Annotated in this window: 22 protein-coding genes; 12 read left to right on the forward strand and 10 right to left on the reverse strand. The window is 73.6% G+C overall.

Annotated features, from left to right (window positions below; all coding sequences use genetic code 11):
• The 3 genes from O7633_RS29800 to O7633_RS29810 all read right to left on the reverse strand — a co-directional run bounded on the left by O7633_RS29800 (nt 1) and on the right by O7633_RS29810 (nt 4,302).
• Nucleotides 1-861, reverse strand: coding sequence for a universal stress protein (locus O7633_RS29800; RefSeq protein ID WP_074479162.1), 861 nt, complete (start codon nt 859-861; stop codon nt 1-3).
• On the reverse strand, nt 858-3,260 hold the full coding sequence (locus O7633_RS29805; protein ID WP_282324749.1) for a phosphoketolase family protein: 2,403 nt from the start codon (nt 3,258-3,260) through the stop codon (nt 858-860). The genes O7633_RS29800 and O7633_RS29805 overlap by 4 nt, the downstream gene beginning before the upstream one ends.
• Nucleotides 3,261-3,384: 124 nt before the next feature.
• On the reverse strand, nt 3,385-4,302 hold the full coding sequence (locus O7633_RS29810; protein ID WP_282324750.1) for a universal stress protein: 918 nt from the start codon (nt 4,300-4,302) through the stop codon (nt 3,385-3,387).
• A gap of 211 nt (nt 4,303-4,513) precedes the next feature.
• On the opposite strand from O7633_RS29810, the gene O7633_RS29815 reads away from it, so the two are divergent.
• The 7 genes from O7633_RS29815 to O7633_RS29845 all read left to right on the forward strand — a co-directional run bounded on the left by O7633_RS29815 (nt 4,514) and on the right by O7633_RS29845 (nt 10,915).
• Entirely contained in the window at nt 4,514-4,750 is a 237-nt protein-coding gene (locus O7633_RS29815; RefSeq protein ID WP_043962604.1) for an HTH domain-containing protein, read from the forward strand.
• Nucleotides 4,750-5,328 (forward strand): Clp protease N-terminal domain-containing protein, encoded by a 579-nt coding sequence (locus O7633_RS29820; RefSeq protein ID WP_282324751.1) that lies wholly within the window; start codon nt 4,750-4,752, stop codon nt 5,326-5,328. Before O7633_RS29815 ends, O7633_RS29820 begins: the two co-directional genes overlap by 1 nt.
• 665 nt (nt 5,329-5,993) lie before the next feature.
• Nucleotides 5,994-6,953: a diacylglycerol kinase family protein gene (locus O7633_RS29825; RefSeq protein ID WP_282328682.1), complete on the forward strand. Its 960-nt coding sequence runs from the start codon at nt 5,994-5,996 to the stop codon at nt 6,951-6,953.
• Nucleotides 6,946-7,947, forward strand: coding sequence for a YihY/virulence factor BrkB family protein (locus O7633_RS29830; RefSeq protein WP_074479166.1), 1,002 nt, complete (start codon nt 6,946-6,948; stop codon nt 7,945-7,947). Before O7633_RS29825 ends, O7633_RS29830 begins: the two co-directional genes overlap by 8 nt.
• Nucleotides 7,948-8,036: 89 nt before the next feature.
• Nucleotides 8,037-9,527, forward strand: a complete 1,491-nt coding sequence (locus O7633_RS29835; protein ID WP_282324752.1) for a phosphatase PAP2 family protein — start codon at nt 8,037-8,039, stop codon at nt 9,525-9,527.
• A 4-nt stretch (nt 9,528-9,531) separates the two neighbouring features.
• Nucleotides 9,532-10,347: an endonuclease/exonuclease/phosphatase family protein gene (locus O7633_RS29840; protein ID WP_282324753.1), complete on the forward strand. Its 816-nt coding sequence runs from the start codon at nt 9,532-9,534 to the stop codon at nt 10,345-10,347.
• A 112-nt stretch (nt 10,348-10,459) separates the two neighbouring features.
• Nucleotides 10,460-10,915: a hypothetical protein gene (locus tag O7633_RS29845; protein ID WP_282324754.1), complete on the forward strand. Its 456-nt coding sequence runs from the start codon at nt 10,460-10,462 to the stop codon at nt 10,913-10,915.
• Between the two features lie 360 nt (nt 10,916-11,275).
• Here O7633_RS29845 and O7633_RS29850 read toward each other — a convergent pair whose 3' ends face one another.
• Complete coding sequence (locus tag O7633_RS29850) at nt 11,276-12,238, reverse strand: TIGR03557 family F420-dependent LLM class oxidoreductase (RefSeq protein WP_282324756.1); 963 nt, start codon at nt 12,236-12,238, stop codon at nt 11,276-11,278.
• 373 nt (nt 12,239-12,611) lie between these two features.
• Here O7633_RS29850 and O7633_RS29855 point away from each other — a divergent pair, with 373 nt between their 5' ends.
• Nucleotides 12,612-13,985, forward strand: coding sequence for a cellulase family glycosylhydrolase (locus O7633_RS29855; protein WP_282324757.1), 1,374 nt, complete (start codon nt 12,612-12,614; stop codon nt 13,983-13,985).
• Nucleotides 13,986-14,045: 60 nt separating this feature from the next.
• On the opposite strand, the gene O7633_RS29860 is transcribed toward O7633_RS29855, so the two are convergent.
• From O7633_RS29860 to O7633_RS29880, 5 genes are all read right to left on the reverse strand, one after another.
• Nucleotides 14,046-15,113, reverse strand: a complete 1,068-nt coding sequence (locus O7633_RS29860) for a MerR family transcriptional regulator (protein ID WP_282324758.1) — start codon at nt 15,111-15,113, stop codon at nt 14,046-14,048.
• An 82-nt stretch (nt 15,114-15,195) separates the two neighbouring features.
• Nucleotides 15,196-17,364, reverse strand: coding sequence for an alpha-galactosidase (locus O7633_RS29865; RefSeq protein WP_282324759.1), 2,169 nt, complete (start codon nt 17,362-17,364; stop codon nt 15,196-15,198).
• Nucleotides 17,361-18,266 (reverse strand): carbohydrate ABC transporter permease, encoded by a 906-nt coding sequence (locus tag O7633_RS29870; RefSeq protein ID WP_282324760.1) that lies wholly within the window; start codon nt 18,264-18,266, stop codon nt 17,361-17,363. The genes O7633_RS29865 and O7633_RS29870 overlap by 4 nt, the downstream gene beginning before the upstream one ends.
• Nucleotides 18,263-19,219: a sugar ABC transporter permease gene (locus O7633_RS29875; protein WP_074479175.1), complete on the reverse strand. Its 957-nt coding sequence runs from the start codon at nt 19,217-19,219 to the stop codon at nt 18,263-18,265. Before O7633_RS29875 ends, O7633_RS29870 begins: the two co-directional genes overlap by 4 nt.
• Before the next feature lie 22 nt (nt 19,220-19,241).
• Entirely contained in the window at nt 19,242-20,573 is a 1,332-nt protein-coding gene (locus O7633_RS29880; protein WP_282324762.1) for an ABC transporter substrate-binding protein, read from the reverse strand.
• A gap of 285 nt (nt 20,574-20,858) precedes the next feature.
• Here O7633_RS29880 and O7633_RS29885 point away from each other — a divergent pair, with 285 nt between their 5' ends.
• The 3 genes from O7633_RS29885 (at nt 20,859) to O7633_RS29895 (ending at nt 24,855) form a co-directional block, all read left to right on the forward strand.
• Nucleotides 20,859-22,928: a beta-galactosidase gene (locus tag O7633_RS29885; protein ID WP_282324763.1), complete on the forward strand. Its 2,070-nt coding sequence runs from the start codon at nt 20,859-20,861 to the stop codon at nt 22,926-22,928.
• The gene (locus O7633_RS29890) at nt 22,894-23,667 is read left to right on the forward strand and encodes a DeoR/GlpR family DNA-binding transcription regulator (RefSeq protein WP_178064013.1); all 774 of its coding nucleotides are present in this window, start codon (nt 22,894-22,896) and stop codon (nt 23,665-23,667) included. The genes O7633_RS29885 and O7633_RS29890 overlap by 35 nt, the downstream gene beginning before the upstream one ends.
• A gap of 171 nt (nt 23,668-23,838) precedes the next feature.
• The gene (locus tag O7633_RS29895; RefSeq protein WP_282324764.1) at nt 23,839-24,855 is read left to right on the forward strand and encodes a sporulation protein; all 1,017 of its coding nucleotides are present in this window, start codon (nt 23,839-23,841) and stop codon (nt 24,853-24,855) included.
• A gap of 82 nt (nt 24,856-24,937) precedes the next feature.
• Here O7633_RS29895 and O7633_RS29900 read toward each other — a convergent pair whose 3' ends face one another.
• On the reverse strand, nt 24,938-25,333 hold the full coding sequence (locus O7633_RS29900) for a hypothetical protein (protein WP_074479179.1): 396 nt from the start codon (nt 25,331-25,333) through the stop codon (nt 24,938-24,940).
• A gap of 348 nt (nt 25,334-25,681) precedes the next feature.
• Here O7633_RS29900 and O7633_RS29905 point away from each other — a divergent pair, with 348 nt between their 5' ends.
• The gene (locus tag O7633_RS29905) at nt 25,682-26,089 is read left to right on the forward strand and encodes a hypothetical protein (protein ID WP_282324765.1); all 408 of its coding nucleotides are present in this window, start codon (nt 25,682-25,684) and stop codon (nt 26,087-26,089) included.
• Nucleotides 26,090-26,172: the final 83 nt, after the last annotated feature.

Raw genomic sequence — 26,172 nt, forward strand, 5'->3', positions numbered from 1 at the left:
TCAGCGTTCGCGGACCACCGCCACCGGGCAGTGGGCGTGGTGCAGGAGCTGCTGGCCGACGGAGCCGAGCAGCATGCCGCGCAGCCCGCCCCGGCCCCGGCTGCCGACCACCACGAGCTGGGCGTCCCGGCTCGCCTCGACCAGCGCGCCGGCCGGGCGGCCGGCCACCACGTCGACGGTCACCGCGACGTCGGGGAACGTCTCCCGCCAGCCGGCCAGCGGCTCGTCCAGCGCGGCGCGTTCCGCCGCCGCCGCGTCGTCGGCGGCCAGTCCCCGGTCGGCCGACGGCTCCCAGGCCCGCACCACGTGCAGCGGAACGCCCCGCTGGGCCGCCCGCTCGACGGCGAACCCGAGGGCCAGCAGGGAGGTCTCGGAGCCGTCGACGCCCACCACGACCCGGCCGGTGCGCCCGGCGGGGGTGTCGCCGTCGCGGACCACCACGACCGGGCAGTGCGCGTGGGCGGTCACCGACACGGCCGTGGAGCCGGCGAGCAGGCCGCCGAACCCGCCGTGGCCCCGGCTGCCGAGCACCAGCAGGCCCGCCTCGGCGGAGCGTTCCTCCAGCACCAGGGCCGGCGGCCCGTCGAACACCTCCCCGCGCACGGTCACCGTGGGCCGCGCGGCGGCGGCGTCGGCGGCCGCCTTGCCGACCAGCTCCTCCACCTGTCGGCGGGCGGTCTCGTCGGGCCAGACGCCGGGGGCCACGCCGGGGCCGACCCAGCCGGCCACGGTCACCCACTCGAACACGTACGCCAGGCGGACCGGCCGGCCGCTGTGCTCCGCCTCGCCGAGCGCCCAGTTCAGGGCGACGGTGGCGTCGGCGGAACCGTCGTAGCCGACGAGGATCTCGTCACGGCTCACTTCTCGCTCCTCAGTTCGGCGTCGGTCTCCCGGATCCACCGCCACTCGGCGACCCGGGGGTCGTCGGAGCCGTGCTCGCGGGTGTAGTCGCGGCACGCCTGCCGGGTGTCCACCATCTCCTGCCGCAGGTGCGCGGCCCGCGCGGCCAGCCCCGGCACCCGGTCGATCACGTCGATGACCAGGTGGAACCGGTCCAGGTCGTTGAGCATCACCATGTCGAACGGCGTGGTGGTGGTGCCCTCCTCCTTGTACCCGCGCACGTGCAGGTTGTCGTGGTTGGCGCGCCGGTAGGTGAGCCGGTGGATCAGCCACGGGTAGCCGTGGTAGGCGAAGATGACCGGCCTGTCGCTGGTGAAGATGGTGTCGAACTCGTTGTCGGGCAGGCCGTGCGGGTGCTCCGACGGCGGCTGGAGGCGCATCAGGTCGACCACGTTGACCACCCGCACCTTCAGCTCGGGCAGCCGCTGGCGCAGCAGCTCGGCGGCGGCGAGGGTCTCCAGCGTCGGCACGTCGCCGGCGCAGGCGAGCACCACGTCCGGCTCCTCGCCGTCGTCGGTGCTGGCCCAGTCCCAGATGCCCAGGCCGCGCCGGCAGTGCTGGACCGCCTCGTCCATGGTCAGCCAGTTCGGGGCGGGCTGCTTGCCGGCCACCACCACGTTGATGTAGTGCCGGCTGCGCAGGCAGTGGTCCATGGTGGAGAGCAGGGTGTTGCCGTCCGGCGGCAGGTAGACCCGCACCACCTCGGCCTTCTTGTTGACCACGTGGTCGATGAAGCCCGGGTCCTGGTGCGAGAAGCCGTTGTGGTCCTGCCGCCACACGTGGCTGGACAGCAGGTAGTTCAGCGACGCCACCGGCTCCCGCCACGGGATGCCCCGGGTCACCTTCAGCCACTTGGCGTGCTGGTTGACCATCGAGTCGACGATGTGGATGAACGCCTCGTAGCTGGTGAAGATGCCGTGCCGGCCGGTCAGCAGGTAGCCCTCCAGCCAGCCCTGGCACAGGTGCTCCGACAGCACCTCCATCACCCGGCCGTCGGGCGAGAGGTGGTCGTCGCCGTCGACCCGGCCGGCGACGAACGCCCGGTCGGTGACCTCGAAGGCCGCGCCGAGCCGGTTGGAGGCGACCTCGTCGGGGCCGAACAGCCGGAACGTGCGCGGGTTGGCGGTGATCACGTCGCGGACCCACGCGCCGAGCGTCCCGGTCGCGCCCGCCACCGGATCGCCGGGCTGCTGGACGTCGACGGCGTACCGGCGGAAGTCCGGCAGCTCCAGGTCGCGCAGCACCCGCCCGCCGTTGGCGACCGGGTTGGCGCTCATCCGCAGGCCACCGGTCGGCGGCAGCGCGGTCAGCTCGGCGACGGGCGCGCCGGTCGGGTCGAACAGCTCCTCCGGCCGGTAGCTGCGCAGCCAGCGCTCCAGCTCGGCCAGGTGCTCCGGGTTGTCGCGCACCTCGGCGATGGGCACCTGGTGGGCGCGGTAGGTGCCCTCCACCTGCTTGCCGTCGACGACCGCCGGGCCGGTCCAGCCCTTCGGCGTACGCAGGACGATCATCGGCCAGCGGGGGCGCTCGACGGGCGCGCCGGAGCGGGCCCGGCGCTGGATGTCGGCGATCTCGTCGACGGCCCGGTCGAGGGTGGCGGCGAGGGCCTGGTGCACCGTGGCCGGGTCGTCGCCCGCGACGACGTACGGCTGATAGCCGAAGCCGCGCATCATGTCCAGCAGGTCGTCGGTGGGGATGCGGTCCAGCACCGTCGGGTTGGCGATCTTGTAGCCGTTGAGGTGCAGGATGGGCAGCACCGCCCCGTCGCGGGCCGGGTTGAGGAAGACGTTGGACAGCCAGCTACCGGCCAGCGGGCCGGTCTCGGCCTCCCCGTCGCCGATGACGCAGGCGACCAGCAGGTCGGGGTTGTCGAACGCCGCGCCGTAGGCGTGGCTCAGCGCGTACCCCAGCTCGCCGCCCTCGTGGATCGAACCCGGCACCTCCGGCGCCACGTGGCTCGGGATGCCGCCGGGGAAGGAGAACTGGCGGAACAGCCGCTGCATGCCGGTCTCGTCGCGGCTCACCGAGTGGTAGAGCTCGCTGTAGGTGCCCTCCAGCCAGGTGTTGGCCACCAGGGCGGGGCCGCCGTGGCCGGGGCCGGTGATGAAGATCGTCGGCAGCTTCCGGTTGACGATGACCCGGTTGAGGTGGGCGTAGAGCAGGTTGAGGCCCGGGCTGGTGCCCCAGTGGCCCAGCAGACGGGGCTTGACGTGCTCGGGCCGCAGCGGCTCCCGCAGCAGCGGGTTGTCCAGCAGGTAGATCTGCCCGACGGTCAGGTAGTTCGCGGCCCGCCAGTAGGCGTCCAGCCGGCGCAGCTCGTCTTCGGTCAGGGGGCTGTGCAGGTCTACAGCGGTGTCCATGCTGCGTTAGCCTCTCGCGGATCGGGGACGTTCGCATCCGGGGCGCCGGGTTTTCCCGGCCACGTCCAGCTTCGCGGCGCGGGCGGAGATCGATCAGGGCCGTTGGTCCCGGACCGTGGGGACGTCATGCCCCGCCCGGCGCGGTGGCCACCAGTCCACGCACGACGATGACCGGCGCGGGGGAGTGGTAGAGCAGCGACTGGCTGACCGCGCCGAGCATCCCGCGCAGCGGCTCGTCGCCCCGGGGGGCGACCACGGTGAGCTGCGCGGAGCGGGACTGCTCGACCAGCACCCGGCCGGGATCGCCGCCGACGACGTGGCACTCGACCGGCACCTCCGGGTGCCGACGTCCGCACCGGGCCACCAGGTCGGTCAGCTCGGCGTGCGCGCTGTCCAGGCCGTGCCGGTCGTACGCGTCGGGCCGGCCGGACGTGCCGTGCGGGCCGGGGCCCGGCGGCGGGCCGGTGGCGGGCGGCCGGTCCTCGGGCGGTGGCTCGACGACCCGCACGGCGAGCAGCCGGGCCGACCGGCGGGCGGCGCAGCCGAAGGCGAACGCCAGCGCCGTGCGGGAGCTGCGCGAACCGTCGACGCCGACGAGGACGGGGCCCTGCGGCGGCGGCTCGGGGCGCACCACCAGCACCGGGCAGCCGGCGCGGGCGGCGAGCTGCACGGCCGGGGCGTCGGCCGGGATGCACGCCCCGCAGCGCGCCATGCCGCCGTCGCCGATGACGACGAGGAACGCCGACTCGGAGCGGCGGACCAGGACGGCGACGGGCGCGCCCTCGACGATCTCGCCGCTGACCGGCACCGCCGGCGCCGCCTCGCCGGCGGTTGCGGCGGCCCCTTCGAGCAGCTCCTCGGCCCGGGCGCGCGGGCCGACCACCGACGGGTCCTCCAGCGCCGCCGACCAGTTGAAGGCGTGCAGCAGGCGCAGCGGGCGGCCGTGGCCGGCGGCCTCCCGCGCGGCCAGCCGGGCGACCTGCGGCGCGGTCTCCGGTGAGCCGAGCGCGGCCACCACGGGCGCGTCGGCGGGCGGGGTCATCCGGCCTCACCTCCCCGACAGGCGTGCGCGGCGGGTCCGATCACTGCAACCGAGCGTAGTGGCCGCCGGCCGGGCCGGGGCGGGTATCGCGCCGGCCGGGCCGGCTCCGGTGGCCCCGGCGATCCTGGCGACCCCGGAGATCCTGTCGATCCTGTCGGTCCTGGCGTCAACCTTGGTTGACGGCGGCCCGTTGTCAACGTATGTTGACAGCATGAGTCACGCGACGGAACTCGCGGCCGCGGCCGGCAGCACCGACCCCCGGGTCGGCCTGCGCGCCGTGCGCGCCCTGCGCCGGCTCCTCGAACGGCTGGAGGTGGTCCAGGTGGACAACGCCCGACGGCAGGGCTGGTCCTGGCAGGAGATCGCCGACGCGCTGGAGGTCAGCCGGCAGGCGGTCCACAAGAAGCACGCCGGACGACCGGCGGTCCCGAGCACCTGGGAGGAATGATGTTCGAACGGTTCACCGGCCGGGCCCGCGAGGCGGTCAGGCAGGCCGCCCACGAGGCGCGGGCCGCCGGGCAGCGCCCGATCGGCACCGAGCACCTGCTGCTCGCCGTCCTCGCCGACCCCGACAACCTCGCGACCCGGGTGCTGCGCGACGCCGGAGTCCGCGCCGCCGACCTGCGCGCCGCCGTGGCCCGGCACACCGCCGAGGGTGGCGCGGGGCTCGCCGAGGCCGACGCCGCCGCGCTGCGCGAGATCGGCATCGACCTGGCCGCGATCGTCGCCCGGATCGAGGAGTCCTTCGGCCCCGGCGCGCTGCGTGCCGCGCCGCCCGCCCCGCGCCGCCGCTGGGGGCGGCGGCACCGGCCCGGCGGCCCGTTCTCGCCCCGGTCGAAGAAGGCGCTGGAGCTCTCGCTGCGCGAGGCGCTGCGGCTGCGGCACCGGCACATCGGCACCGAGCACCTCCTGCTCGGGCTGCTGCGCGAGGGCGGCGGCCCGGCCGCGCTGGTGCTCGCCGAGGCCGGGCTGGAGCTGGACGACCTGCGCCGCCGGGTCGAGCTGGCCCTGCGGGCCGCAGCCTAGCCACCCCGCCCCGCCCCGCCTCGCGCCGTCCCGTCCCGTCCCGGGCCGCGCCGTCCTGACCCACGCCGTGTCGTCTTGACCCGCGAGGTCCTGGCGGTCCTCCCTCGCCTTCCCCTTGCGCACTGCCTCGCCTCTCTGCAACCTGTCTCGCCTCGCGGTCCCTCCCGTCGTCGCCGGCTCGACACCCGAGCCTCATCGACCGCCGGGTCGTCAGCGAGGCATCACGTAGGGTGACTGATCGGTTGGGCGCTGGTCCCCGCCGTTCCCCCTTTGCTCTGCACCCATCGACGCGACGGTGTGCGGAAAGTAGTCGGCCACGCACCGTCTCGGCAACATGCAGTTCCGGTACGTCCGCAGCTCCGGGGCGGTGCTGCGGTCGTGGGTGCAGAGCAAAGGGGGCGGTTGGCGTCTGGTGACGTCAGCAGAGTATGACGCGCGGTGACGATTGCCGGCCCTCCCGCGCCGGAGACGCCGCACTCACACAACGTGGCCGGCGGTGCCGCCGGCTCCGGGCACCTCGCCCCCGTAAACCTGTTTTCGGTGCGCGTAACCTCACCGGCCGTCGGCTCGCCGCCTGCACCGAGTTGCTGCACACTGACGCCGTGGATGCTGAGCAGAACACGCGTTCGACGCCGGACGCGCGCGCGACCGACCACCACGGCGGGCTGCGTTCCGCCGTGGTGGTCAACCCGGCGAAGGTCGCCGACCTCGACGAGCTGCGCGCGACGGTCGACGGGGCGCTCGCCGCCGCCGGCTGGCCGACGCCGCTGTGGTTCGAGACCACCCCGGAGGACCCGGGCCGGGGCCAGACCGGCAAGGCCGTCGCCGCCGGGGTCGACGTCGTCTTCGCCTGCGGCGGCGACGGCACCGTGATGTCCTGCGTCAGCGCGCTGGTCGGCACCGACGTGGCCCTCGCCGTCCTGCCCCAGGGCACCGGCAACCTGCTCGCCGCCAACCTCGGCCTCTCCACCGACCTGGCCGCCGCGCTGGAGGTCGCCGTCGAGCGGGGCCGCCGCCAGCTCGACGTCGGCGCGGTCGACGACGCCTACTTCACCGTCATGGCCGGGATGGGCTTCGACGCCCAGATGCTCGACGCCACCTCCGAGACGACCAAGGCCCGCATCGGCTGGCCGGCGTACGTGATGGGGGCCGCCCGGCACCTGCGCGACCGGCCGATGCGCGTCACCATCCGCCTCGACGACCGGCCGCCGCTGCGCCGCCGGGCCCGCTCGGTGCTGGTGGCCAACGTGGGCCGCCTCCAGGGCGGCGTCACCCTGCTCACCGACGCCGAGCCGGACGACGGCTGGCTCGACGTCGCGGTGCTCACCCCGCGGGCCCTGCGGCACTGGCTGGCGATGGGCTGGGCGCTGGTGCGCCGCCGGGGCAGCGTCCCCCGGATGGAGGTCTACCGCGCCCGCCGGGTGGAGGTGACCAGCAACCGGGCCCAGCCGCGCGAGCTCGACGGGGACCTCATCGCCCCGGGCCGGCGGCTGGCCGTCGAGATCCGCCCCCGCGCCCTCTGGCTCTGCGTGCCGCAGCCGCAGGAGGCACCCGACCTGGCCGCCGACGCCGAGGCCGCCGGGGAGCGGGGCGAGGAACTGGTCGAGGAGGCCCGCCGTGAGTAGCACCCGGATGGTGCCCGAGACCCGGCTCATGGCCGACGAGGAGCTCTCCGCCGACGACGCCTGGCACACACTGCGCCGCCACGGCGGCTGGCGGCTGCTGCGGGACGCGTTCGTCCGGTTCCGCTACGGCGACGGGTTCAGTCACTCCCGGGCCCTCGCGTTGCAGCTCTGCCTCGCCGTGGTGCCGTTCCTGATCGCCCTCACCGGCCTCATCACCGACCTCGGCGCCGACGAGGGCGGCCGGGTCGTCGCCGACACGGTGCTCGCCCTCACCCCCGGGCAGAGCGAGCAGGTGGTCGGTGAGCTGCTCGACTCCGGCGAGCGCACCGAGGACGCCGGCGAGCTGGCGCTGACCCTCGGCCTGCTGACCGGCCTCGTCGCGCTCACCACCACGATGGCCCAGATCGAGCGCGGCGCGAACCGGATCTACGGCGTGGAGCGGGACCGCCCGGCCCTGTGGAAATACCTGCGCGCCGCCGTCCTCGCGCTCGTCGCGGGCGTCCCGGCGCTCGCCGGGTTCCTCATCCTGGTCGGCGGCGGGACGATGGGCGATTCGGTACGCCGCAACTACGCCTGGGGCGACGTCGCCACCTTCGCCTGGGAGGTGGTCCGCTGGCCGCTGAGCCTCGGCCTGACCGTGCTCGCCGTGGCCCTGCTGTTCCGGCACGCCCCCCGCCGCAAGCAGCCCGGTCTGTCCTGGCTGTTCCTAGGCGCCGGCATCGCCACCGCCCTGTGGTGGCTGGCCAGCCTGCTGCTCGCCGCGTACGTGCGGTTCAGCGACGGGTTCGGGCAGACCTACGGCGCGCTGACCGGGATGATGGCGCTGCTGCTCTGGGCCAACCTCACCGGGATGGCGCTCTTCGGCGGGCTGGCCTTCGCCGCCCAGCTGGAGGCGATGCGGATCGGCGCTCCCGAGCCGGCCCAGCCGGACCTGTGGCAGCCGGAGACCGAGCGTGAGGAGATCCACGACACCGGCGAGATGACCGCTCTCTGACGGCGCGACGCCCCGCGCGACCCCCTTCGGTGTGCGGGCGGCCCGGATCGGGTAAAGGGCCTCGCCAGAGCCGACAAGGGAGGTGCGGGGTGACCGCGGTCAAAGAGGTGGTGCGGCGGCCACTCGGCCATTTCGCCGAGCGGAGCATCGCCGGCCTGGTGGCCGTCGTCGGCGCGGGGGTCGCCTTCGGCCTGCTGCTGATGCTGGTGCGGTTCCGGTGGAGCCCGCTCCAGCACGCCGACCACGAAGCCGCCGAGTGGTTCAACGGGCTCGTCGCCCCCCATCACGCCCTGGTCACCGTGTTGCAGGCGATCACCGACCTCGGCGGGCGGCCCGTGCTGATCTGGCTGGTCAGCGTCGCCGTGCTCGGGCTGCTGATCCGCCGCCAGGCCCGGCTCGCCGTCTACCTCATCATCACCGGGGTCGGCGGGCTGATCCTCGACCCGTCGCTGAAGACCCTGGTCGGCCGCCTGCGTCCCGTGGTGGACGTGCCGCTGGCCAGCGCCCCCGGCAACAGCTTCCCCAGCGGCCACGCCCTCGGCTCGTTCGTCGCCTACGGGGCGATCCTGCTGGTCTTCCTTCCCGCCATGGCACCCCGCTGGCGCAGGCCCGCCATCGCCGTCGCCGCCGTGCTGGTGGCCCTGATCGGGCTGACCCGGATCGCGCTGGGCGTGCACTTCGTCTCCGACGTGCTGGGCGGCTGGCTGCTCGGCGCGGCCTGGCTGGGCGTCACCGCGTACGCCTTCCGGCTCTGGCGGCGCGAGCGCGGCCGGCCGGTGCCGCCGTTGACCGAGGGCCTGGAGCCGGAGGCGGGCCGCGACATCGCCCCGGCCCCCGCCGAGGAGCGCGTGCTGGAGCACCCCCGCTCGGCCGTCGCGGAGCTGCTGGTCGGCTGGGTGCTGGTGTTCGGCGCGCTGTACGCGTTCGGCATGTTCGTCAGCTACCACGCCAAGGACACGTTCCTCGGCACCCTCGACACCGGGGTCCCGCGCTGGTTCGCCGACCGGCACACCGCCGCGTCGACCGACCTGAGCTGGTGGTGGAGCAAGTTCGGCGACACCCACGCGATCCTGCTGGTGTCGCTGGTCTTCTGCCCGCTGGTGCTCGCCGTGTGGCGGCGCTGGCGGCCGGTGCTGTTCGTGGCGCTGGCGATGTTCGGCGAGCTGACCCTCTTCCTCGCCTCCGCCCGCGCCGTCGACCGGCCCCGACCTCCCGTGGAGAACCTCGACGGGCAGATGCCCACCTCGTCGTTCCCGTCCGGGCACATCGCCGCCACCATCTGCCTCTGGCTGGCCATCGCCCTCATCGTGTTCCCCCGCACCGACCGCTGGTGGCGGTGGCTGTTCGTGGCCGCCGCCGTGGTCATGCCGGTCGGCGTGGCGGTCTCCCGGATGTACCGGGGCATGCACCACCCGACGGACTTCATGGGCGCGATCCTGCTCAGCGCCCTGTGGATCGGTCTGCTCTACTGGGTGATCCGCCCCAACGCCGACCTCGCCGAGGGCAACCGCCCGGCGATCGAGTCCGAACAGGTCGACGAGCTCGACGACGAGCTGGCCACCGCCGGCCGCCCCGACTGACCCGATGCTGCGGGTGATGACCTGGAACATCAGGACCGGCGGCCGGGACCGGACGGGCCCCGGCCGCCTGGACCGGGTGGCCCGGGTCGTCGCCGCGCACCGGCCGGACGTGCTGGCCGCGCAGGAGCTGCGCGGCTTCGATTCCGGCGGCGTGCTGGCCGGCTTCGCCGCCGCCGTGGGCATGGAGCCGTACCTGGCCCGGTCGTGTTTCGGGCAGCCCGTGGCGGTGCTGGTCCGCCCGCCGCTGCGGGTCGTCGCGGTCGGCCCGGTCCGCCGACCGTTCCACCACGCCGCCGTACGCGTCACCGTGGCCACCGACTCCGGGCCGCTCACCGTGCTCGCCGCGCACCTCGACCCGTACTCGGGGCTGCGGCGGCGGGTCGAGGCGGGCTGGCTGGCGGGGGCCGTCGGCCGGACCCCCGGCGTGGGGCGGGGCGCGCTGGCGCTGCTGGCCGGGGACCTGAACACCCTCGCCCCGGGCGTCGACCACACCGACCGCGTCGCCCGGCTGCCGGCCGCGTACCGGCGTCGGCACCTGCGCCGGGACGGGCGGACGGTGGAGACCCGGGCGGTGGCCCGGCTCGCCGCCGCGGGCCTGGTCGACCTGTACGCCGCGCTCGCCCCGGGCGACGAGGGGCGCACCGCGCCGACGCGGCACGGCGGTGGCGCGGAGTTCTCCGGCATGCGGCTGGACTACCTGTTCGGCACGCCCACTCTGGCCGGGCTGGCTAGGTCCTGCGTCGTGGTGCGCGGCGGCGACACCGAGTACGCCTCCGACCACTACCCGGTGCTCGCCGACCTCGACCTGCGCCCGGCCTGACCGGCCGCCCGCGCCGCTCCGCCTTCCGCGTCGCTCTGCCTTCCCGCGCTGCCCGGCCGCCCGTGCCGGCCGGGCCGCCGCATGGTTGCCGTGGGCCGTTACGCTCGCCGCCGTGACCGGCCGAGACACCGCCCGCCCCGAGCCGCCGCCGCACCCGCTGGTCGCCGCGTTCGCCCGGGGCGTCGCCCTGGTCGTGGTGGCGGTCGACTGGCTGATCCGGCACCTCCTGGTGCCGCTGGTGGATCTGGTGGGGCGGCTGTTCGGGCCGGCGCTGCGGGCCCTCGGGCGCGGCCTGTGGTGGCTGCTGCGGCTGCTGTGGACGGCCCTGACCGCCGCCTGGCGGCTCGCCGGGCGCATCCTGCGCGCCCTGCACCGGCTGCTGCTGCGCCCGGTCGGCCGGGCCCTGCGCTGGGCCTGGCGGCACACCGTCGCCCCGCTCGGCCGCGCCCTGCGCGCCGCCTGGCGGGTCACGGTCACCCCGGCGGTCCGCTGGCTGAACGCGTCGGTCCTGGCCCCGGTGCGGGAGGCCACCCGGGCCCTCCTGCGCGCCCTGAGCCTGCGCCCCTGACGTCCGGGTCGGCGGCGCTCCGGCGTCGTCACTTTCCGTGAGCATGATGGCGTTCGGCTGCGGGGGCGGCTGGCTTTACTCCGCGCGACGCTCCGGCGGCAGCACCGGACTGCCCCTGCCCCCTTTGCTCTGCACCCATCGACGCATCACCCCGGCGAGCTGCGCGGGAAGGATGGCGGCGGACAGTGGCGGATGGGCCGGTCGGTTGCGCTGCGTGAGCGATGCGTCTGTGGGTGCAGAGCAAAGGGAACGGCGGGATTGGCGTCGTCGGGCGCGCGGACGGCGCTGAGTAACCGGTCGGCGCTTGTGGCGGGCGGGCTTGAAGGACCAGGTTGAGCAGCACGGCGAGCCGCCGCCGCTTCACAGCTCGCGGAGCCGGGGCAGCAGCTCCTCCCGGGCCCAGTCGAGGAACCTCGGCTGGGTGTCGCCGCCGACCTGCACCAGCGCCACGTGGGTGAAGCCGGCGTCGACGAACTTCTTGAACGCCTCGACGTGCCGGTCGGTGTCCGGGCCGCAGGAGATCCCGTCGGCGACGTCGTCCTCGCGGACGTACTGGGTCGCGGCGGCGAACGACTCCGGGCCGGGCAGCTCGGCGTTGACCTTCCAGCCCATGCCGAACCAGCGGAACTGGTCGTGCGCGATCTTGCGGCACTCCGCCTCGTCGGGGCCGTAGCAGATCGCGACCTGGCCGAACCGGGGCTGACCCACGCCGCCCGCGTCGTCGTACATCTGGATCAGTTGGGCGTCGGGCTCGGTGGCGACGAGGCCGTCGCCGTAGTCAGCGGCGAGCGTCGCCGACTGCCGGCCGGACGCGGCCACGGCCATCGGCACCGGGCGGTCGGGCCGATCCCAGACGTACGCGTCGGGCACGTCGAAGTGGTTGCCGGAGAAGGTCAGCGTCTCCCCGTTCAGCAGGGGCCGGATGATCTGGAGCGCCTCCTCGAACATCTCGTGCCGCTGCTGCACGTGCGGCCACCCGCCGACGACGTGCTCGTTGAGGTTCTCCCCGGCGCCCAGGCCGAGGGTGAACCGGCCGTCCGACAGCACCCCGATCGTGCTGGCCTTCTGCGCCACCACGGCGGGGTGGTAGCGGCGGATCGGGCAGGTCACGAAGGACATCAGCTCGGCCCGGCTGGTGGCGTGGGCGACCGCGCCGAGCACCGACCAGGCGTACGGGGAGTGGCCCTGGGAATCCAGCCAGGGATAGTAGTGGTCGGAGATCACCAGCTGGTCGAAGCCGGCGGCCTCGGCGCGCACCGCGTAGTCGACCAGTTCCTTCGGCCCGGCCTGCTCGCACATCAGGGTGTAGCCGACGTTGACCATGGCGCATCTCCTTCGCTCTCCCGATCCACCCCGCTTACCCCCGTGGGCGTCGGTCAACCCTCGACGGCCGTCGAGGCCTTGACGGGGCGGCTCTGGCTGGTAAGGTCCGGCCTTAACCGGTTCAGGCTGGGGGCGTCGCATCCTGTGGTGGGGATGACCGCACCTGTGGCGGCTCGCTGCCCCGCGAGCCGCCACAGGACATCCCTCCGCTGAGTGGCGAGTCACTGAACCGGTTGCCCCTCCTCACTGATCGGCCTACGCTGATGCCTGCGCCGCCGCGGAGCCGGAAGGCGGCTGACGGGCCAGCCGCCTTCTTCGTCACCACCACCGCACCCCCGCCGGGCACGGGGCTCGACCCTCCCTGAGGAAGGCCATGAGAAAACGTCTCTCCGTCGCGGGCGTCGCCCTGCTGACGGTCCTCGCCGCCGTGTTCGCCTTCGGGCAGCCCGCGCACGCCGCCGCCGGCTTCACCGTCGCCAACGGCAAGCTCTACGACGCCAACGGCAACGAGTTCGTCATGCGCGGCGTCAACCACGCCCACACCTGGTACCCGCAGCAGACCAGCTCCTTCGCCAACATCAAGGCGCTCGGCGCGAACACGGTGCGGGTGGTGCTGGCCAGCGGCGACCGCTGGGCCAAGAACGACACGGCCGACGTCGCCAACGTCGTCTCCCTGTGCAAGGCGAACAAGCTGATCTGCGTCCTGGAGGTGCACGACACCACCGGCTACGGCGAGCAGAGCGGCGCGATCACCCTGGACCGGGCGGTCGACTACTGGCTGAGCATCTCCAGCGCCCTCGCCGGCCAGGAGAAGTACGTGATCGTCAACATCGGCAACGAGCCCTACGGCAACCAGGGCTACGGCACCTGGGCCACCGACTCGGCCAACGCGATCAAGCGGCTGCGCACTGCCGGCCTCGCGCACACCATCATGGTCGACGCCCCCAACTGGGGCCAGGACTGGTCGTTCACCATGCGCGACAACGCGGCGTCGGTGTTCGCGGCCGACCCGCAGAAGAACACCGTCTTCTCCATCCACATGTACGGCGTCTTCGACACCGCCGCCGAGATCTCCGACTACCTCGGCCGGTTCCGCACCGCGAAGCTGCCGATCGTGGTGGGCGAGTTCGGCTTCGACCACTCCGACGGCAACCCCGACGAGGACGCCATCCTGTCGTACACGCAGGCCAACGGCATCGGCTACCTCGGCTGGTCGTGGAGCGGCAACGGCGGCGGCGTCGAATACCTCGACATGACCACCAACTTCAACCCGGCCGCCCTGACCACGTGGGGCCAGCGCATCTTCAACGGCGCCAACGGCATCAAGGCGACCTCGAAGGAGGCGTCGGTCTACGGCGGCATCGTCACGCCCACGCCCTCGACGACCGTGACCCCGACCCTCCCGCCGCCGACCACGACGCCCCCGCCGACCACCCCGCCGGCCACCGGCGGCTGCACGGCGACGTACACGATCATCGGCCAGTGGCAGGGCGGCTTCCAGGGTGAGGTCAAGGTGACCGCCGGCTCCGCCGCCATCAACGGCTGGACGGCGAAGTGGACCCTCGGCAGCGGCCAGTCCATCAGCCAGGCGTGGAACGCGACGCTGACCAGCAGCGGGTCGAACGTCACCGCCACCAACGTCAGCTACAACGGCAAGCTCGGGGCCGGGGCCAGCACCAGCTTCGGCTTCCTCGGCAGCTCCACCGGCACCCCCGCCGTTCCGGCGGTGACCTGCACGGCGAGCTGACCCCTCCGCGCCACCGGCGGTGGCCGGGCCCGCCCGGGCCCGGCCACCGCGTCGTGTGGGCTACCCCGCGACGACGTCGGCGACCACGCAGGCGACGTTGTCGGGCGCGCCGGCGGCGTATGCGAGGGCGACCAACCGGTCCACGGCCTCGTCCGGCCCGCCGACCCCGCCCAGCGCCTCGCGCACCGCCGCCGGGTCGATCATCGCGGAGAGCCCGTCGGAGCAGAGCAGGTAGCGGTCACCGGGGCGGGCGTCGCGCAGCGCCAGGTCCGCCTCGACGTGCTCGCCGCCGGCCCCGATAGCGCGCACCAGTACGGCCCGCTGCGGGTGGGCGGCGGCCGCCTCCGGGGCCAGCCGGCCAGCGTCGACCAGCGACTGGACGTACGTGTGGTCCCGGGTGAGCCCGTGTAGCTCGCCATCGCGCAGCAGGTATGCCCGGCTGTCGCCGACGTGCACCAGCGCCACCCTGGAGCCGGAGCGCAGCAGTGCGGTCAGCGTGGTGACCGGCTGGTGCGGGTCCTCCACCGCCAGCCCGCGCACGGCTCGGTGGGCCTCGTCGACCCCGCCGGCCAGCAGCGCGAGGAGCTCGGCGGCCGGCACGTCGGCGGGCTCCAACGCCCGGAGGACGTCGATCGCGGCGGTGCTGGCCGCCGCGCCGCCGGGCCCGCGCATGCCGTCGGCTACGGCCCACAGCCGCTCGTCGGCGTACGCGGCGTCCTCGTTGCTGTCCCGCGCGGCCCCGATCTCGCACCGGGTGGCGTGGCGGACGGCGAGAGTGTGATGGTCCATGACGGACCCCTTTCCGGACAGGTCGCCGACGAGGAGGGTGGCGAGGCGACCGCGTTCCGCCGTGTCGGCGGCTATCCGCTGCCAGTACGCGTCGACGGCCTCGGCCGCCGCCTCGGGCCGCAGCCCGCAGACGGCACCGATCTCGGCCAGCGGCATGCCGATGCGCCGCAGCGAGGCGATCAGCCGGGCCCGCTCCAACTGGGCCGGTTCGTAGAGCCGGTAGCCCGACTCGGGATCGACCGCCGCCGGCCGGAGCAGGCCCAGCTTGTCGTACAGGCGCAGCGCCTTCGGCGTCAGCCGCGCGGCCCTGGCGAACCCTCCGATGGTCAGCAGCCCCACGTCATGTCCTCCTCGTGCCGGTCACCGCGACCGGCAGGCACCAGCCTGTGGCCTGCCCGAGGGGGAAGGTCAAGACGGGGGGTCAGCCGACCGCGTCGACCTCCAGCAGGAGGGTCTGCTCGGGGTGCAGGGCCGGCAGTTGCAGGCCGACCGAGGCGAGCACCGCGCCCGGCAGGGTCACCCCGGGCAGCCAGCCCGGCTCCGTCAGCTCCAGCACCGCCGGCTCCGGCATGCCGGCCGCCGGCCGGACCGCGTACCGGCGGGCCGGGTCGAGCCCCGGTAGCCGCAGCGCGCCCGGCACCTGGGCGACCGAGGTGGCGACGCGCGCCACGGCGTACACCGCGTGGGTGAGGTCTGCGGCGACCACGCCGTGCGCCCAGACGGCCGGGTCGGGGTGGTCGACCCGGACCACCCGGCCGGCGTGCAGCAGCGGTCGCAGCCGCTTGTGCAGCGCCACCCAGGCCGACAGCTCGACCCGGTCGGCGGCGCTGGCAGAGCCGATGTCCCACTCGACGCCGAAGTGGCCGAACAGCGCGGTGGCGGCCCGGAAGCCCAGGTCGTGCACCCGGTGCGTGGTGTGCGAGCGGTCGGGCCCGACGTGGCTGCCGACCAGCTCGGGCGGCAGCAGCAGCCCGGTCCACCGCTGGATGGCCAGCCGCTCCAGGGCGTCGTTGCAGTCGCTGGCCCAGACCCGGTCGGTGCGGCGCAGGATCTCCAGGTCGACCCGCGCGCCGCCGGAGGAGCAGCTCTCGATCTCCAGCCCCGGGTGGCGGGCGCGCAGTTCGTCGAGCAGCCGGTAGGCGGCGGCGGTCTGCGCGTGCACCCCGGGCCGCCCGGCGTGGCCGGCCTCCGTGAGGTCCCGGTTGTGGTCCCACTTCAGGTACGCGATGCCGTCGTGGTCGCGCAGCAGCGCGTCGAGCCGCCCCAGCACGTACGCGTACGCGGCCGGGTTGGCCAGGTCGAGCACCTGCTGGTGTCGCCACGGGGGCGGCAGCCGGCCGGGCACGGCGAGCACCCAGTCGGGGCGGGCGCGGAACAGGTCGGAGTCGGGGTTGACCATCTCCGGCTCGACCCAGAGGCCGAACTGCATGCCGTGCCCGCGCACGTGGTCGATCAGCGGTTGCAGCCCGCCCGGCCAGACCGTCTCGTCGACGTACCAGTCGCCGAGCCCGGCCCGGTCGTGCCGGCGGCCGACGAACCAGCCGTCGTCGAGCACGAACCGTTCCACCCCGACGGCGGCGGCGTGGTCGGCGAGGGCGCGCAGCCGGTCGAGGTCGTGGTCGAAGTAGACGGCCTCCCACACGTTGAGGGTGACCGGCCGCGCCGAACGCGGGTGCCCCGGTCGGGCGCGCAGGTGGGCGTGCAGCGCGTCGCTGAGCCCGTCCAGGCCGGTGGTCGAGTGCGCGGCGTAGAGCAGGGGGGTGGCGTAGGACTCGCCGGGGCCGAGCGTGATCTCGCCGCTGCCCAGCAGCTCGCCGCCGCCCAGCGTGGCCTCCCCGGTGGGCCGCCGCTCGGCGAACGTGACGTGGTCGCCGCTCCACGCGGTGTGCACCCCCCACACCTCGCCGTGCCGGAAGCCGAACCCGGCCGTGCCGGCCACCAGCAGCAGCGTCGCGTCGTGCCCGGTGCGCCCGTGCCGGCCCTCCCGCACCCACGTGCCCATCGGCCACGGGTGCCGCTGCGGCGACCGTTCCCGGCACCACCGGCCGGTCAGGTCGAGCAGCTCGGTGGCGACCGCCGGCACCGGCAGCACGCCGGTCAGCTCCCGCAGCTCGTACGGGGTGTCGCCGTCGTTGCGCAGCCGGTGCCGCAGCAGCACCAGCCCGGCCGGGTCCAGCACGACCTCGACGGTCAGCGTCAGCGCCGCGGCGGGGTCGCTGGCCGTCACGGTCACCCGGGCCGAGCCGGCCGGACCGGCCGGGTCAGCGGGGTCCCCGGTCCCGTCGGGCTCGTCGGTGACGGCGAGGGCGTCGAGGCGGAACGCCGTGGACCAGGCGGCGCCGGCGCGGTGCCCGGCCAGCCCGGGCCGCCCGCTCCAGCCGGCGCTCGCCTCGGGCAGCAGCGACAGCACGGTCGGGGCGTCGAAGCTGCTCGGCACCACCGGCGGCACGCCTGCCGCGACGAGCGCGGTCAGGTCGTCGGCGGCGAGCGGGCCGAGGTCGGCGCCCCAGTGTGCGACCCGGGGCAGCCCGGGGCCGCGCGCGTCGAGCACCAGGCTGGTCGCGGCCCGGCGCAGGTGGACGATCGTCATCCCTTGGAGGCTCCCAGCGTCAGGCCCCGGACGAACTGCTTCTGCAACAGGAAGAAGATCACCAGGGTGGGGATCGCGACCAGCACCGAGCCGGCCGAGACGAGGTTGTTGTCGGTGAAGAACTCGCCGCGCAGGTTGTTCAGCGAGCTGGTCACCGGGAACTTGTCGCCGGTGCGCATGAGCACGGTGGCCCAGAAGAACTCGTTGTAGATCCAGGTCACCTCCAGCGTGGCCAGCGCCGCCAGGGCGGGTCGGCACAGCGGCATGGTCACCTGCCAGTACTGCCGCCACACGCTGGCCCCGTCGACCATCGCCGCCTCGTACAGCTCGTGCGGCAGGGCCTTCATGTAGTTGCTGAGCACGAAGACGCAGAAGCCGCACTGGAAGGCGACGTTGACCAGGATCAGCCCCCAGTAGCTGTCGTAGAGCAGCTCGGAGTCGCTCATGAACGGCGGCAGCGGCACCTCGGTGAACAGCCGGAACAACGGGATCAGCAGGGCCTGCTGGGGCAGCAGGTTCGCGGCGGTGAACAGGCCGAGCAGGACGATGTTGAGCTTCCAGCTGAACCGGGCGATGACGAACGCGACGCAGGAGGCCAGGAACAGCGTCAGCAGCACGGCCGGGACGGTGATGTAGACGGAGTTGAGGAAGTGCTTGCCGAACTCGGCGGTGCGCCACGCGGTGACGTAGTTGTCGAGGGTCCAGCCGCCGAGGGAGACGTAGCCGTTGGCGGCGGTGTACTCGTAGGAGCGCAGCGAGGTCAGCACCGCCCAGAAGATCGGGAACAGCCAGCCGACGGCGACCGCGCCCAGGAAGAGGTGCAGGACGACCCGGGCGGGCCGCAGCGGGCGGCGGCCGGACGCGGCGGCGGCCGGCTCGCGGGTCGGGGCAGCGGCGGTCACTTCCGGTTCTCCCTCATGACGGTCGCCAGGTAGACGGTGATGAAGACCAGCGAGACGGCCAGCATGAGCGTCGCCAGCGCCGAGCCGAAGCCGATGCGGCTGGCCTCGCCGACGACGTTCTGGGTGACCAGCGCGGAGATCAGCTCCAGCCCGTTGCGGCCCTTGTTGACGACCCAGACCAGGTCGAACGCGCGCAGCGACTCGATGACGGTCACCACCAGCACGATGATGTTGATCGGCCGCAGCACCGGGAAGACCACCTTGAAGAAGGTGGTGGCCTCGGACGCGCCGTCGACGGCGGCGGCCTCCCGCAGCGACGGGTCGACGCCCTTCAGCCCGGCCAGGTAGAGCAGCATGATGTAGCCGACGTGCCGCCAGCCGGCGGCGACGAGCACCGCCCAGATGTTGACGTCCGGGTCGCCGTACCAGTCGGTGCTGGTGCCCAGCGCCGCGTTGAGCAGGCCCTGGTCGCGGGAGTAGATGAGCTGCCAGACGAAGCCGATCAGCGCCAGCGAGAGCACCACCGGCAGGTAGAGCGCGGTCTGGTAGAAGCGGCTGCCCCGGATCTCCTTGTCCAGCAGCACGGCGAGGAACATGCCGAACGGGGTGGCGACCACGAACAGCGCCGCGAGCCAGAGCAGGTTGTTCTGCACGGCCGGCACGAACGGCGGATAGATGTTGATCACGTCGGAGTAGTTGCGGCCGCCGACCCACTCGATCTCGCCGATCGGGCCGATGCCGTCCCAGTTCGTGCCGGACAGCGCCACCGTGGCCAGGGCCGGGAACCACACCAGGCCGACGACCAGCAGCAGCGGTACGAGCACCATCAGCGCGATCACCACGCGGTCGGTGCGGGACAGGAGCCGTGACCCGCGGCCGCGACCACCCTTGCGGGTGGTCGCGGCCGGCGACGACACGGCGGGATCCGCTTGGATCAGGGGCAGGTCGGACACGTGTCCTCGCCTCTCGCCGTCGTCAGTCGGTGAAGATCGACTTCTTCTGGTTCTCGATGCTGGTGAGCAGCCCGCTGATGTCCTTCGGGTCCTTGATGAACTGCTGGAGCGCCGGGATCATCACGGTGGAGGCGAAGTCGGGCCGGGTGTCCCGGTCGAGGAACTGGGCGATCTCGGTGGCCGAGCCGACCAGCTCGGCGGCCTTCTTCTGCAACGCGGTGTAGCCGCTGACGTCGGCCCCGCTGTTGGCGACGAGCGTGTTCGGGTCGTTCTTGACGGTGACGTCGGCGGCGTCCTTCGAGCCGAGGTACTCCATCAGCTTCTTCGCGTTGGCCGCGGACTTCGGCTTGCGGGCCATCATGTAGCCGTCGATCGGCGCGTCCAGGGCCTTCGCCCCGATCGCCGGGTCGATCTCGGGGAAGGTGAAGAAGTCGAGGTCGTCCTGCTCGTCGTCGTTGAACTGCTGGCCGACGAAGAGGCCGAGGAGGTACATGCCGGACTTCTTCTGCTGCAACGACTGGGCCGCCTCCTGCCACGTCCGGCCGAGGCTGTCGGCCTGGTGCAGCGGCAGCAGCCCCGCCCAGGTGTCGAAGACCTTCTTCACCTTGTCGGAGGTCCACGCCTCCTTGCCGGCCATCAGGTCGATGTGGAACTGGTAGCCGTTGATCCGCAGGTTGAGGATGTCGAAGGTGCCCATCGCCGGCCAGCCATCCTTGTCGCCGAAGGCGATCGGGTTGAGGCCGTCCCGCTTCATCTGCGCGCCGAGGGCGTTCAGCTCGTCCAGGGTCTTCGGCACCTGGTAGCCGCGCTGCTGCCACACCGACTTGCGGTAGAACATCGCCCACGGGTAATACGACGCCGGCACGAAGTACTGCTTGCCGTCGTCGCCGGTCGACGCCTTCTTGAACGCGTCGGAGTAGCCGGAGAGCTTGCCCCACACGTCGCTGACGTCGCCGGCCAGGCCCTTCGCCGCGAAGAACCGCATGCGGTAGCCGGCGAACCAGGTGTAGACGTCGTCCGGCTTGCCCTGGAGGTAGTTGTTGATGTTCTCCTGGAACGTGTTGTGGTCGACCGTGTTGATCGCGACCTCGACGCCGGAGGCGGTCTGGAACCCGGCCATGACCTTGGCGATCACGTCCTTGGGCTTGGGGTCGGACTGGTTCGAGCCGAGCGACACCGTCTTCGACTCCGCCCCGCCGGACTCGGAGTCCGAGCCGCAGCCGGCGAGCAGACCGGTGCCGAGCAGGGCGCCCGTGCCGGCCGCGCCGGCCAGCAGGGAGCGCCGGCGCAGGCCGGCGACGGACGGGGGTACGAGCCGGGCGAGGTACTCGGCCTGGGTGCGGGGACGGGACATGGTGCCTCCTGCGGCTGAGAAGGGGTGCGGCACCCGGGGGTGGGGTGGTGGGGGTGGTGGGTGATCGGCGTTCGGGAATGCCACAGCGGATCCACCGTGAACCCACATCAGCGAACACGAACGGCCATAGGGGCCTCAAGCTACTCGTCCGTCGGGCGCTGTCAAGGGTCGATCTGTCGATCGAAACCGCGCTGTGACAAGGGGATCGACGCGGTAAACGTTGTAAAGAAGCCCGATGTTGAAAAGTGTTGACTTGGGTGTGCTGCGCGGGCACGCTGTGCCCTCATGCGGGATCGACACGACACCGGCGGGCAGCGCGACACCGGCGGGCAGGGCGACGGCTGGCAGGGCGACGGCATCTACTACGGCGCCGACTACAACCCCGAGCAGTGGCCCGAGCAGACCTGGGCCGAGGACGTGGAGCTCATGCGCCGCGCCGGGGTCAACCTGGTCTCCGTCGGCATCTTCTCCTGGGCCCTGCTGGAGCCCACCCCCGGCACCTACGACTTCGGCTGGCTCGACCGCGCCCTCGACACCCTGCACGCCGGGGGGATCTCGGTCGACCTCGCCACCGCCACCGCCAGCCCGCCGCCGTGGCTGGCCCACGCCCACCCCGAGACGCTGCCCCGCCGCGCCGACGGCACCGTGCTGTGGCCGGGCGGCCGGCAGGCGTACTGCCCCAGCTCGCCGGTGTTCCGCGAGCGTTCGCTCGCCCTCGTCGAGGCCGTCGCCACCCGCTACGCCGACCACCCCGCCGTCGTCATGTGGCACGTCTCCAACGAGCTGGGCTGCCACAACGTGCACTGCTACTGCGACGTCAGCGCGGCGGCGTTCCGGGGCTGGCTGCGCGAGCGCTACGGCGACCTCGACGCCCTCAACGAGGCGTGGGGCACCCTCTTCTGGAGCCAGCGCTACGGCGACTGGGCCGAGATCAACCCGCCGCGCGCCGCGCCGACCTTCGCCAACCCCACCCAGCAGCTCGACTTCCTGCGCTTCTCCTCCGACGAGCAGCGCGCCCAGCTTCGCGCCGAACGCGACCTGCTCAAGCGGCTCGTCGCCCAGCCCGTCACCACCAACTTCATGGTGGGCATGAGCAAGCACATGGACTACCACTCCTGGGTCGCCGACGTGGACCTGGTCGCCACCGACCACTACCTCTCGGCCGCCGACCCGCTCTCGCACGTCGGCCTGGCGCTGGCGGCCGACCACACCCGGGGCGTCGCCGGCGGCGCGCCGTGGCTGCTCATGGAGCACTCCACCAGCGCGGTCAACTGGCAGCCCCGCAACGTGGCGAAGGCACCCGGGCAGCTACGCCGCAACAGCCTCGCCCACGTCGCCCGGGGCGCCGACGGGGTGCTGTTCTTCCAGTGGCGGGCCTCCCGGGCCGGCGCGGAGAAGTACCATTCGGCGCTCGTCCCGCACGCCGGGGCGGACACCAAGGTCTTCCGCGAGGTGTGCGGGCTCGGCGCCGACCTGAAGGCCCTCGCCGAGGTACGCGGCAGCCGCGTCGACGCCGACGTGGCGATCCTGTTCGACTACGAGGCATGGTGGGGCGTCGAGCTGGACTCCCACCCCAGCGTCGACGTCACGTACGCCGACCGGTTCACCGCCCTGCACGGCGCGCTCTGGCGGGCCGGCGTCACCGCCGACGTGGTGCACCCGTCGACCGACCTGTCCCGCTACCGCCTCGTGCTGGTGCCGACGCTCTACCTCGTCCGCGACGCCGACGCCGAGGCCCTGCGCCGGTGGGTCGCCGCCGGCGGCACCGCCCTGGTGACCTACTTCAGCGGCATCGTCGACGAGCACGACCACGTCCGGCTCGGCGGCTACCCCGGCGCGTTCCGGGAGCTGCTCGGCATCCGCACCGAGGAGTTCTTCCCGCTGCGCGAGGGCGAGCGGGTCACCCTCGACGACGGCTCCGCCGCCGACGTGTGGACGGAGTGGCTGCACCCGGCCGGCGCGCAGGTCGTCGCCGCGTACGCCGACGGGCCCCTGCCCGGGGTCCCGGCGCTGACCCGGCACGCCGTCGGCGCGGGCGCGGCCTGGTACGCGGCCACCCGGCTCGACGACGCCGCAACCGACCGCCTGGTGGCCCGGCTGCTGGCCGAGGCCGGCGTCCGGCCGGCCGCCGACGCCCCGCCCGGCGTGGAGGTGGTCCGCCGCCGCGGCGACGGGCGGAGCTGGCTGTTCGTCGTCAACCACACCGACCGTCCGGCGCGGATCGCCGCCACCGGAACCGAGCTGCTCGCGGGCGCCCGCTGTGCCGGGGAGCTGGAGGTCGCCCCGGGCGAGGTGGCCGTGGTCCGGGAGGAGGAGCCCGATGCTCGCCCAGCAACGGCAGAGCGCCATCCTTGAGCTGATCCGGCAGCGCGGCGGGGTGCGGGTCAGCCACCTGGTGACCCGCTTCGGCGTCTCCGACATGACCATCCGCCGCGACCTGGAGGTCCTCGCCGAACGCGGGCTGATCGACAAGGTGCACGGCGGGGCGACCCTGGCCGGGCCGGGCTCGGCCGAGGAGCCCGGCTTCGCCGCGAAGTCGATCCGCCAGCGCGACGAGAAGCGGGCCATCGCCGCGCGGGCCGCCACCCTCGTCGAGCCCGGCATGGCGATCGCGCTCTCCGCCGGCACCACCACGGCCGCCCTGGCCACCCTGCTCGCCGACGTGCGCGGGCTGACCGTGGTGACCAACTCGATCCCCGTCGCCGACGCGCTCTACGCCGACCCCCGGGCCGACCGCACGGTCGTGCTCACCGGCGGCATCCGCACCCCGTCGGACGCGCTGACCGGGCCGGTGGCGGAGGCCGCCGTGAGCACGCTCAACGTCGACGTGCTCTTCCTCGGGGTGCACGGGATGAGCCCGCGCACCGGCTTCACCACCCCCAACCTGCTGGAGGCCGGCATCAACCGGCGGCTGGTGCACGCCGCCCGGCGGCTGGTGGTGCTGGCCGACCACACCAAGTGGGAGACGATCGGCATCGCCACCATCGCCCCGCTCGCCGACGCGGACGTGCTGATCACCGACGCAGGGCTCGACCCGGCGGCCCGCGCCCCGCTCGCCGAGCAGGTGGGCGACCTGGTCGTGGTGGAGGTGTAAGGAAGGGCCCCCTGTTAACGCATACGGTAGAGAAGGGTCCCCTGCTCACGCCCGCCGGACGCCGCCGAGCACGGCACGGTGTGTTCCCAGGCACCTCACAGCGGTGTTGGCTAGGGTCGGTGGCGTGAGCTGCGACGCTCCAGGGTGGAGCGCGCACCTGCGGGAGTGGCGATGGTCTTCAAGAAGATGTTGAGCGCGTTCGGGGTGGGCGGTCCGACCGTGGACACCGTTCTCGCGAACCCGAACACCCGGCCCGGTCTGGCCCTCGACGGCCGGGTCAACCTGGTCGGCGGGGAAGCCCCGGCCGCCATCGAGCAGATCGCCGTCGGCCTGGTCACCCGTGTCGAGATCGAGAGCGGCGACAGCGAGTACGCGGGCATCATGGAGTTCCACCGGATGCCGGTCAGCGGGGCCTTCGAGCTCGCCCCGAAGCAGCAGCTGTCGATCCCGTTCCAGCTCCCGGTGCCGTGGGAGACCCCGATCACCGACGTGTACGGCCAGCGTCTGCACGGCATGACCATGGGGCTGCGCACCGAGGTGGCGGTGGCCCGGGCCGTCGACAAGAGCGACCTCGACCAGGTGGCGGTGCACCCGCTGCCGGTGCAGGAGCGGATCCTGGAGGCGTTCGCCCGGCTCGGCTTCCGGTTCAAGGGCGCCGACCTGGAGCGCGGCCACATCCGGGGGGTGCAGCAGACGCTCCCCTTCTACCAGGAGATCGAATACTTCGCGGCCCCGCAGTACGCGCAGGTCATCAACGAGGTCGAGCTGACGTTCGTCACCAGCCAGCAGGGCATCGACGTGATCCTGGAGTGCGACAAGCGGGGCGGCTTCCTCAGCGCCGGCCACGACGTATTCGGGCGCTACCCGGTGTCGCACGCCGACGCCGACCGCGTCGACTGGGCGCAGGTGGCCGACGGCTGGTTGAAGGAGACCACGTCGCGCTACGGCGGCCTGCGTGCCCAGGGCTTCGGGGCCCCGCAGGGCTACCCGCCGCAGCACGGCTACCCGACGCAACCTGGCTACCCGCCGCAGCACGGCCACGGTCGCGGCCACGGCCGGGGTCCCGGGATGGGCGGGATCGTCGCCGGGGCAGCGCTCGGCGCGGTCGGCGGGATGGTCGCCGGCGAGATGATCGAGGACGCCGTCGAGGGCGACTTCGCCGAGGACTGGGGCTTCGGCGAGGAGTAGTCCGGCACGTACGCGAAGAAACGCGACGGTGGCCCGCCGGGAATCCCGGCGGGCCACCGTGCTGCTCGGAGCTGGTCCGGCGTCAGTGCCGGGCCTTGCGCTCCGCGCCGCTGCGGAAGTTGCTGCCGGCCTTGGCCAGGCCCCGGCTGCCGAGGTAGCCGATGGTCAGCAGCGTGATGAAGAACCATGCCTGCGGCGCGCGGAAGATGTCCACGCCGACCGAGTTCTTGCCGACCAGGTACGACGCGGCGAGCACGCCGATCACGGAGGCGACGTAGACCCAGAACTCCGTGGTCATGAAGGCCTGCTTGGTCTCCGTGCCCGGTGCCATCATCGGCTCCCGGTGCCCGTCGTGCATCATCGGCATCGGCCGGGTGGGCGCCTCCTGCATCGCGCGGTTCGGCATGTCGTTCATCGCCCGGTTCGGGGCTTCCTGCGTGCGGTTCATCGGCCTGGTGGATGCAGCCTGCGTGCTCATCTTGTCCTCCTCAGGATGCGATGAGTCCTTACTGCGCTCCCTCGCCCCGCTACCGCGTTTCGGCCACGGCACGGTTGACGTTCGTGGCGGGGGCACCCCCCGACTACCCGGCTCCCCGGCGAGGTAACACCCTCCTGTCGCCGGATAGCAGCAGCTCGGGGCGGGTGCGGGCGGCCGCCGGGCTGGGCGGCGGGCGGAGCAAGCGGACCGGGCGGTGCGGGCGGACCGGGCGGTGCGGTGCGCGGCCGGGCGGTGCGGTGCGCGGCCGGGGCGCGCGGCGCGGGCACGTTTGGTCGCCCCCCGGCCGGGCACGCAGCACGATTCCGACACTTCTGCGAGGTGATGGACGTGCGTGAGGACGACACGATGCGGGAGTCCGCCCGCAAGGCCGAGGAACGGATCGCCGGCGGCGTCTACGGCGAGGGGGCGCTCGACGAGGTCACCGTGCCGCAGACCGACGTGCAGCGGGTCATTCAGGACGAGGACCCGGACGACCCGGCGCACGTCCGGATCGACCCGGCGGTGCTGCGCGACGGCGGCCCCACCCGGGGCCAGGGCGCGGTCACCACGACCGGCGGCACGGCCGGGCCGGCGAGCGTCCGCCGGGTGGCCCGGCAGCCGGAGCGGCACCCGGGGGAGGTCGCGCCGACCACCACGGGCGACGCGACCACGGGCGGGCTGAGCACCCCGGCGGGCGGCGCGACCAGCGACCAGTCCAGCAGCGCCAGCCAGGTCGGCAACTTCATCGAGGACTGACCGGCCGCCAGGGAGAACAGAGGACTGACCGGCCGCCAGGGAGAACCGAGGACTGACCGGCCGCCAGCGAGACCAGACCTTGG

The sequence above is a fragment of the Micromonospora sp. WMMD712 genome, from assembly GCF_029581295.1.
Lineage (GTDB): Bacteria > Actinomycetota > Actinomycetes > Mycobacteriales > Micromonosporaceae > Micromonospora > Micromonospora carbonacea.

Coding starts and splice junctions, on each gene's coding strand:
- O7633_RS29805 (WP_282324749.1), bottom strand. CDS start 3,260: ATGGACACCGCTGTAGACCTGCACAGCCCCCTGACCGAAGACGAGCTG.
- O7633_RS29810 (WP_282324750.1), bottom strand. CDS start 4,302: ATGACCCCGCCCGCCGACGCGCCCGTGGTGGCCGCGCTCGGCTCACCG.
- O7633_RS29815 (WP_043962604.1), top strand. CDS start 4,514: ATGAGTCACGCGACGGAACTCGCGGCCGCGGCCGGCAGCACCGACCCC.
- O7633_RS29820 (WP_282324751.1), top strand. CDS start 4,750: ATGTTCGAACGGTTCACCGGCCGGGCCCGCGAGGCGGTCAGGCAGGCC.
- O7633_RS29840 (WP_282324753.1), top strand. CDS start 9,532: ATGCTGCGGGTGATGACCTGGAACATCAGGACCGGCGGCCGGGACCGG.
- O7633_RS29850 (WP_282324756.1), bottom strand. CDS start 12,238: ATGGTCAACGTCGGCTACACCCTGATGTGCGAGCAGGCCGGGCCGAAG.
- O7633_RS29855 (WP_282324757.1), top strand. CDS start 12,612: ATGAGAAAACGTCTCTCCGTCGCGGGCGTCGCCCTGCTGACGGTCCTC.
- O7633_RS29865 (WP_282324759.1), bottom strand. CDS start 17,364: ATGACGATCGTCCACCTGCGCCGGGCCGCGACCAGCCTGGTGCTCGAC.
- O7633_RS29880 (WP_282324762.1), bottom strand. CDS start 20,573: ATGTCCCGTCCCCGCACCCAGGCCGAGTACCTCGCCCGGCTCGTACCC.
- O7633_RS29885 (WP_282324763.1), top strand. CDS start 20,859: ATGCGGGATCGACACGACACCGGCGGGCAGCGCGACACCGGCGGGCAG.
- O7633_RS29890 (WP_178064013.1), top strand. CDS start 22,894: ATGCTCGCCCAGCAACGGCAGAGCGCCATCCTTGAGCTGATCCGGCAG.
- O7633_RS29895 (WP_282324764.1), top strand. CDS start 23,839: ATGGTCTTCAAGAAGATGTTGAGCGCGTTCGGGGTGGGCGGTCCGACC.
- O7633_RS29900 (WP_074479179.1), bottom strand. CDS start 25,333: ATGAGCACGCAGGCTGCATCCACCAGGCCGATGAACCGCACGCAGGAA.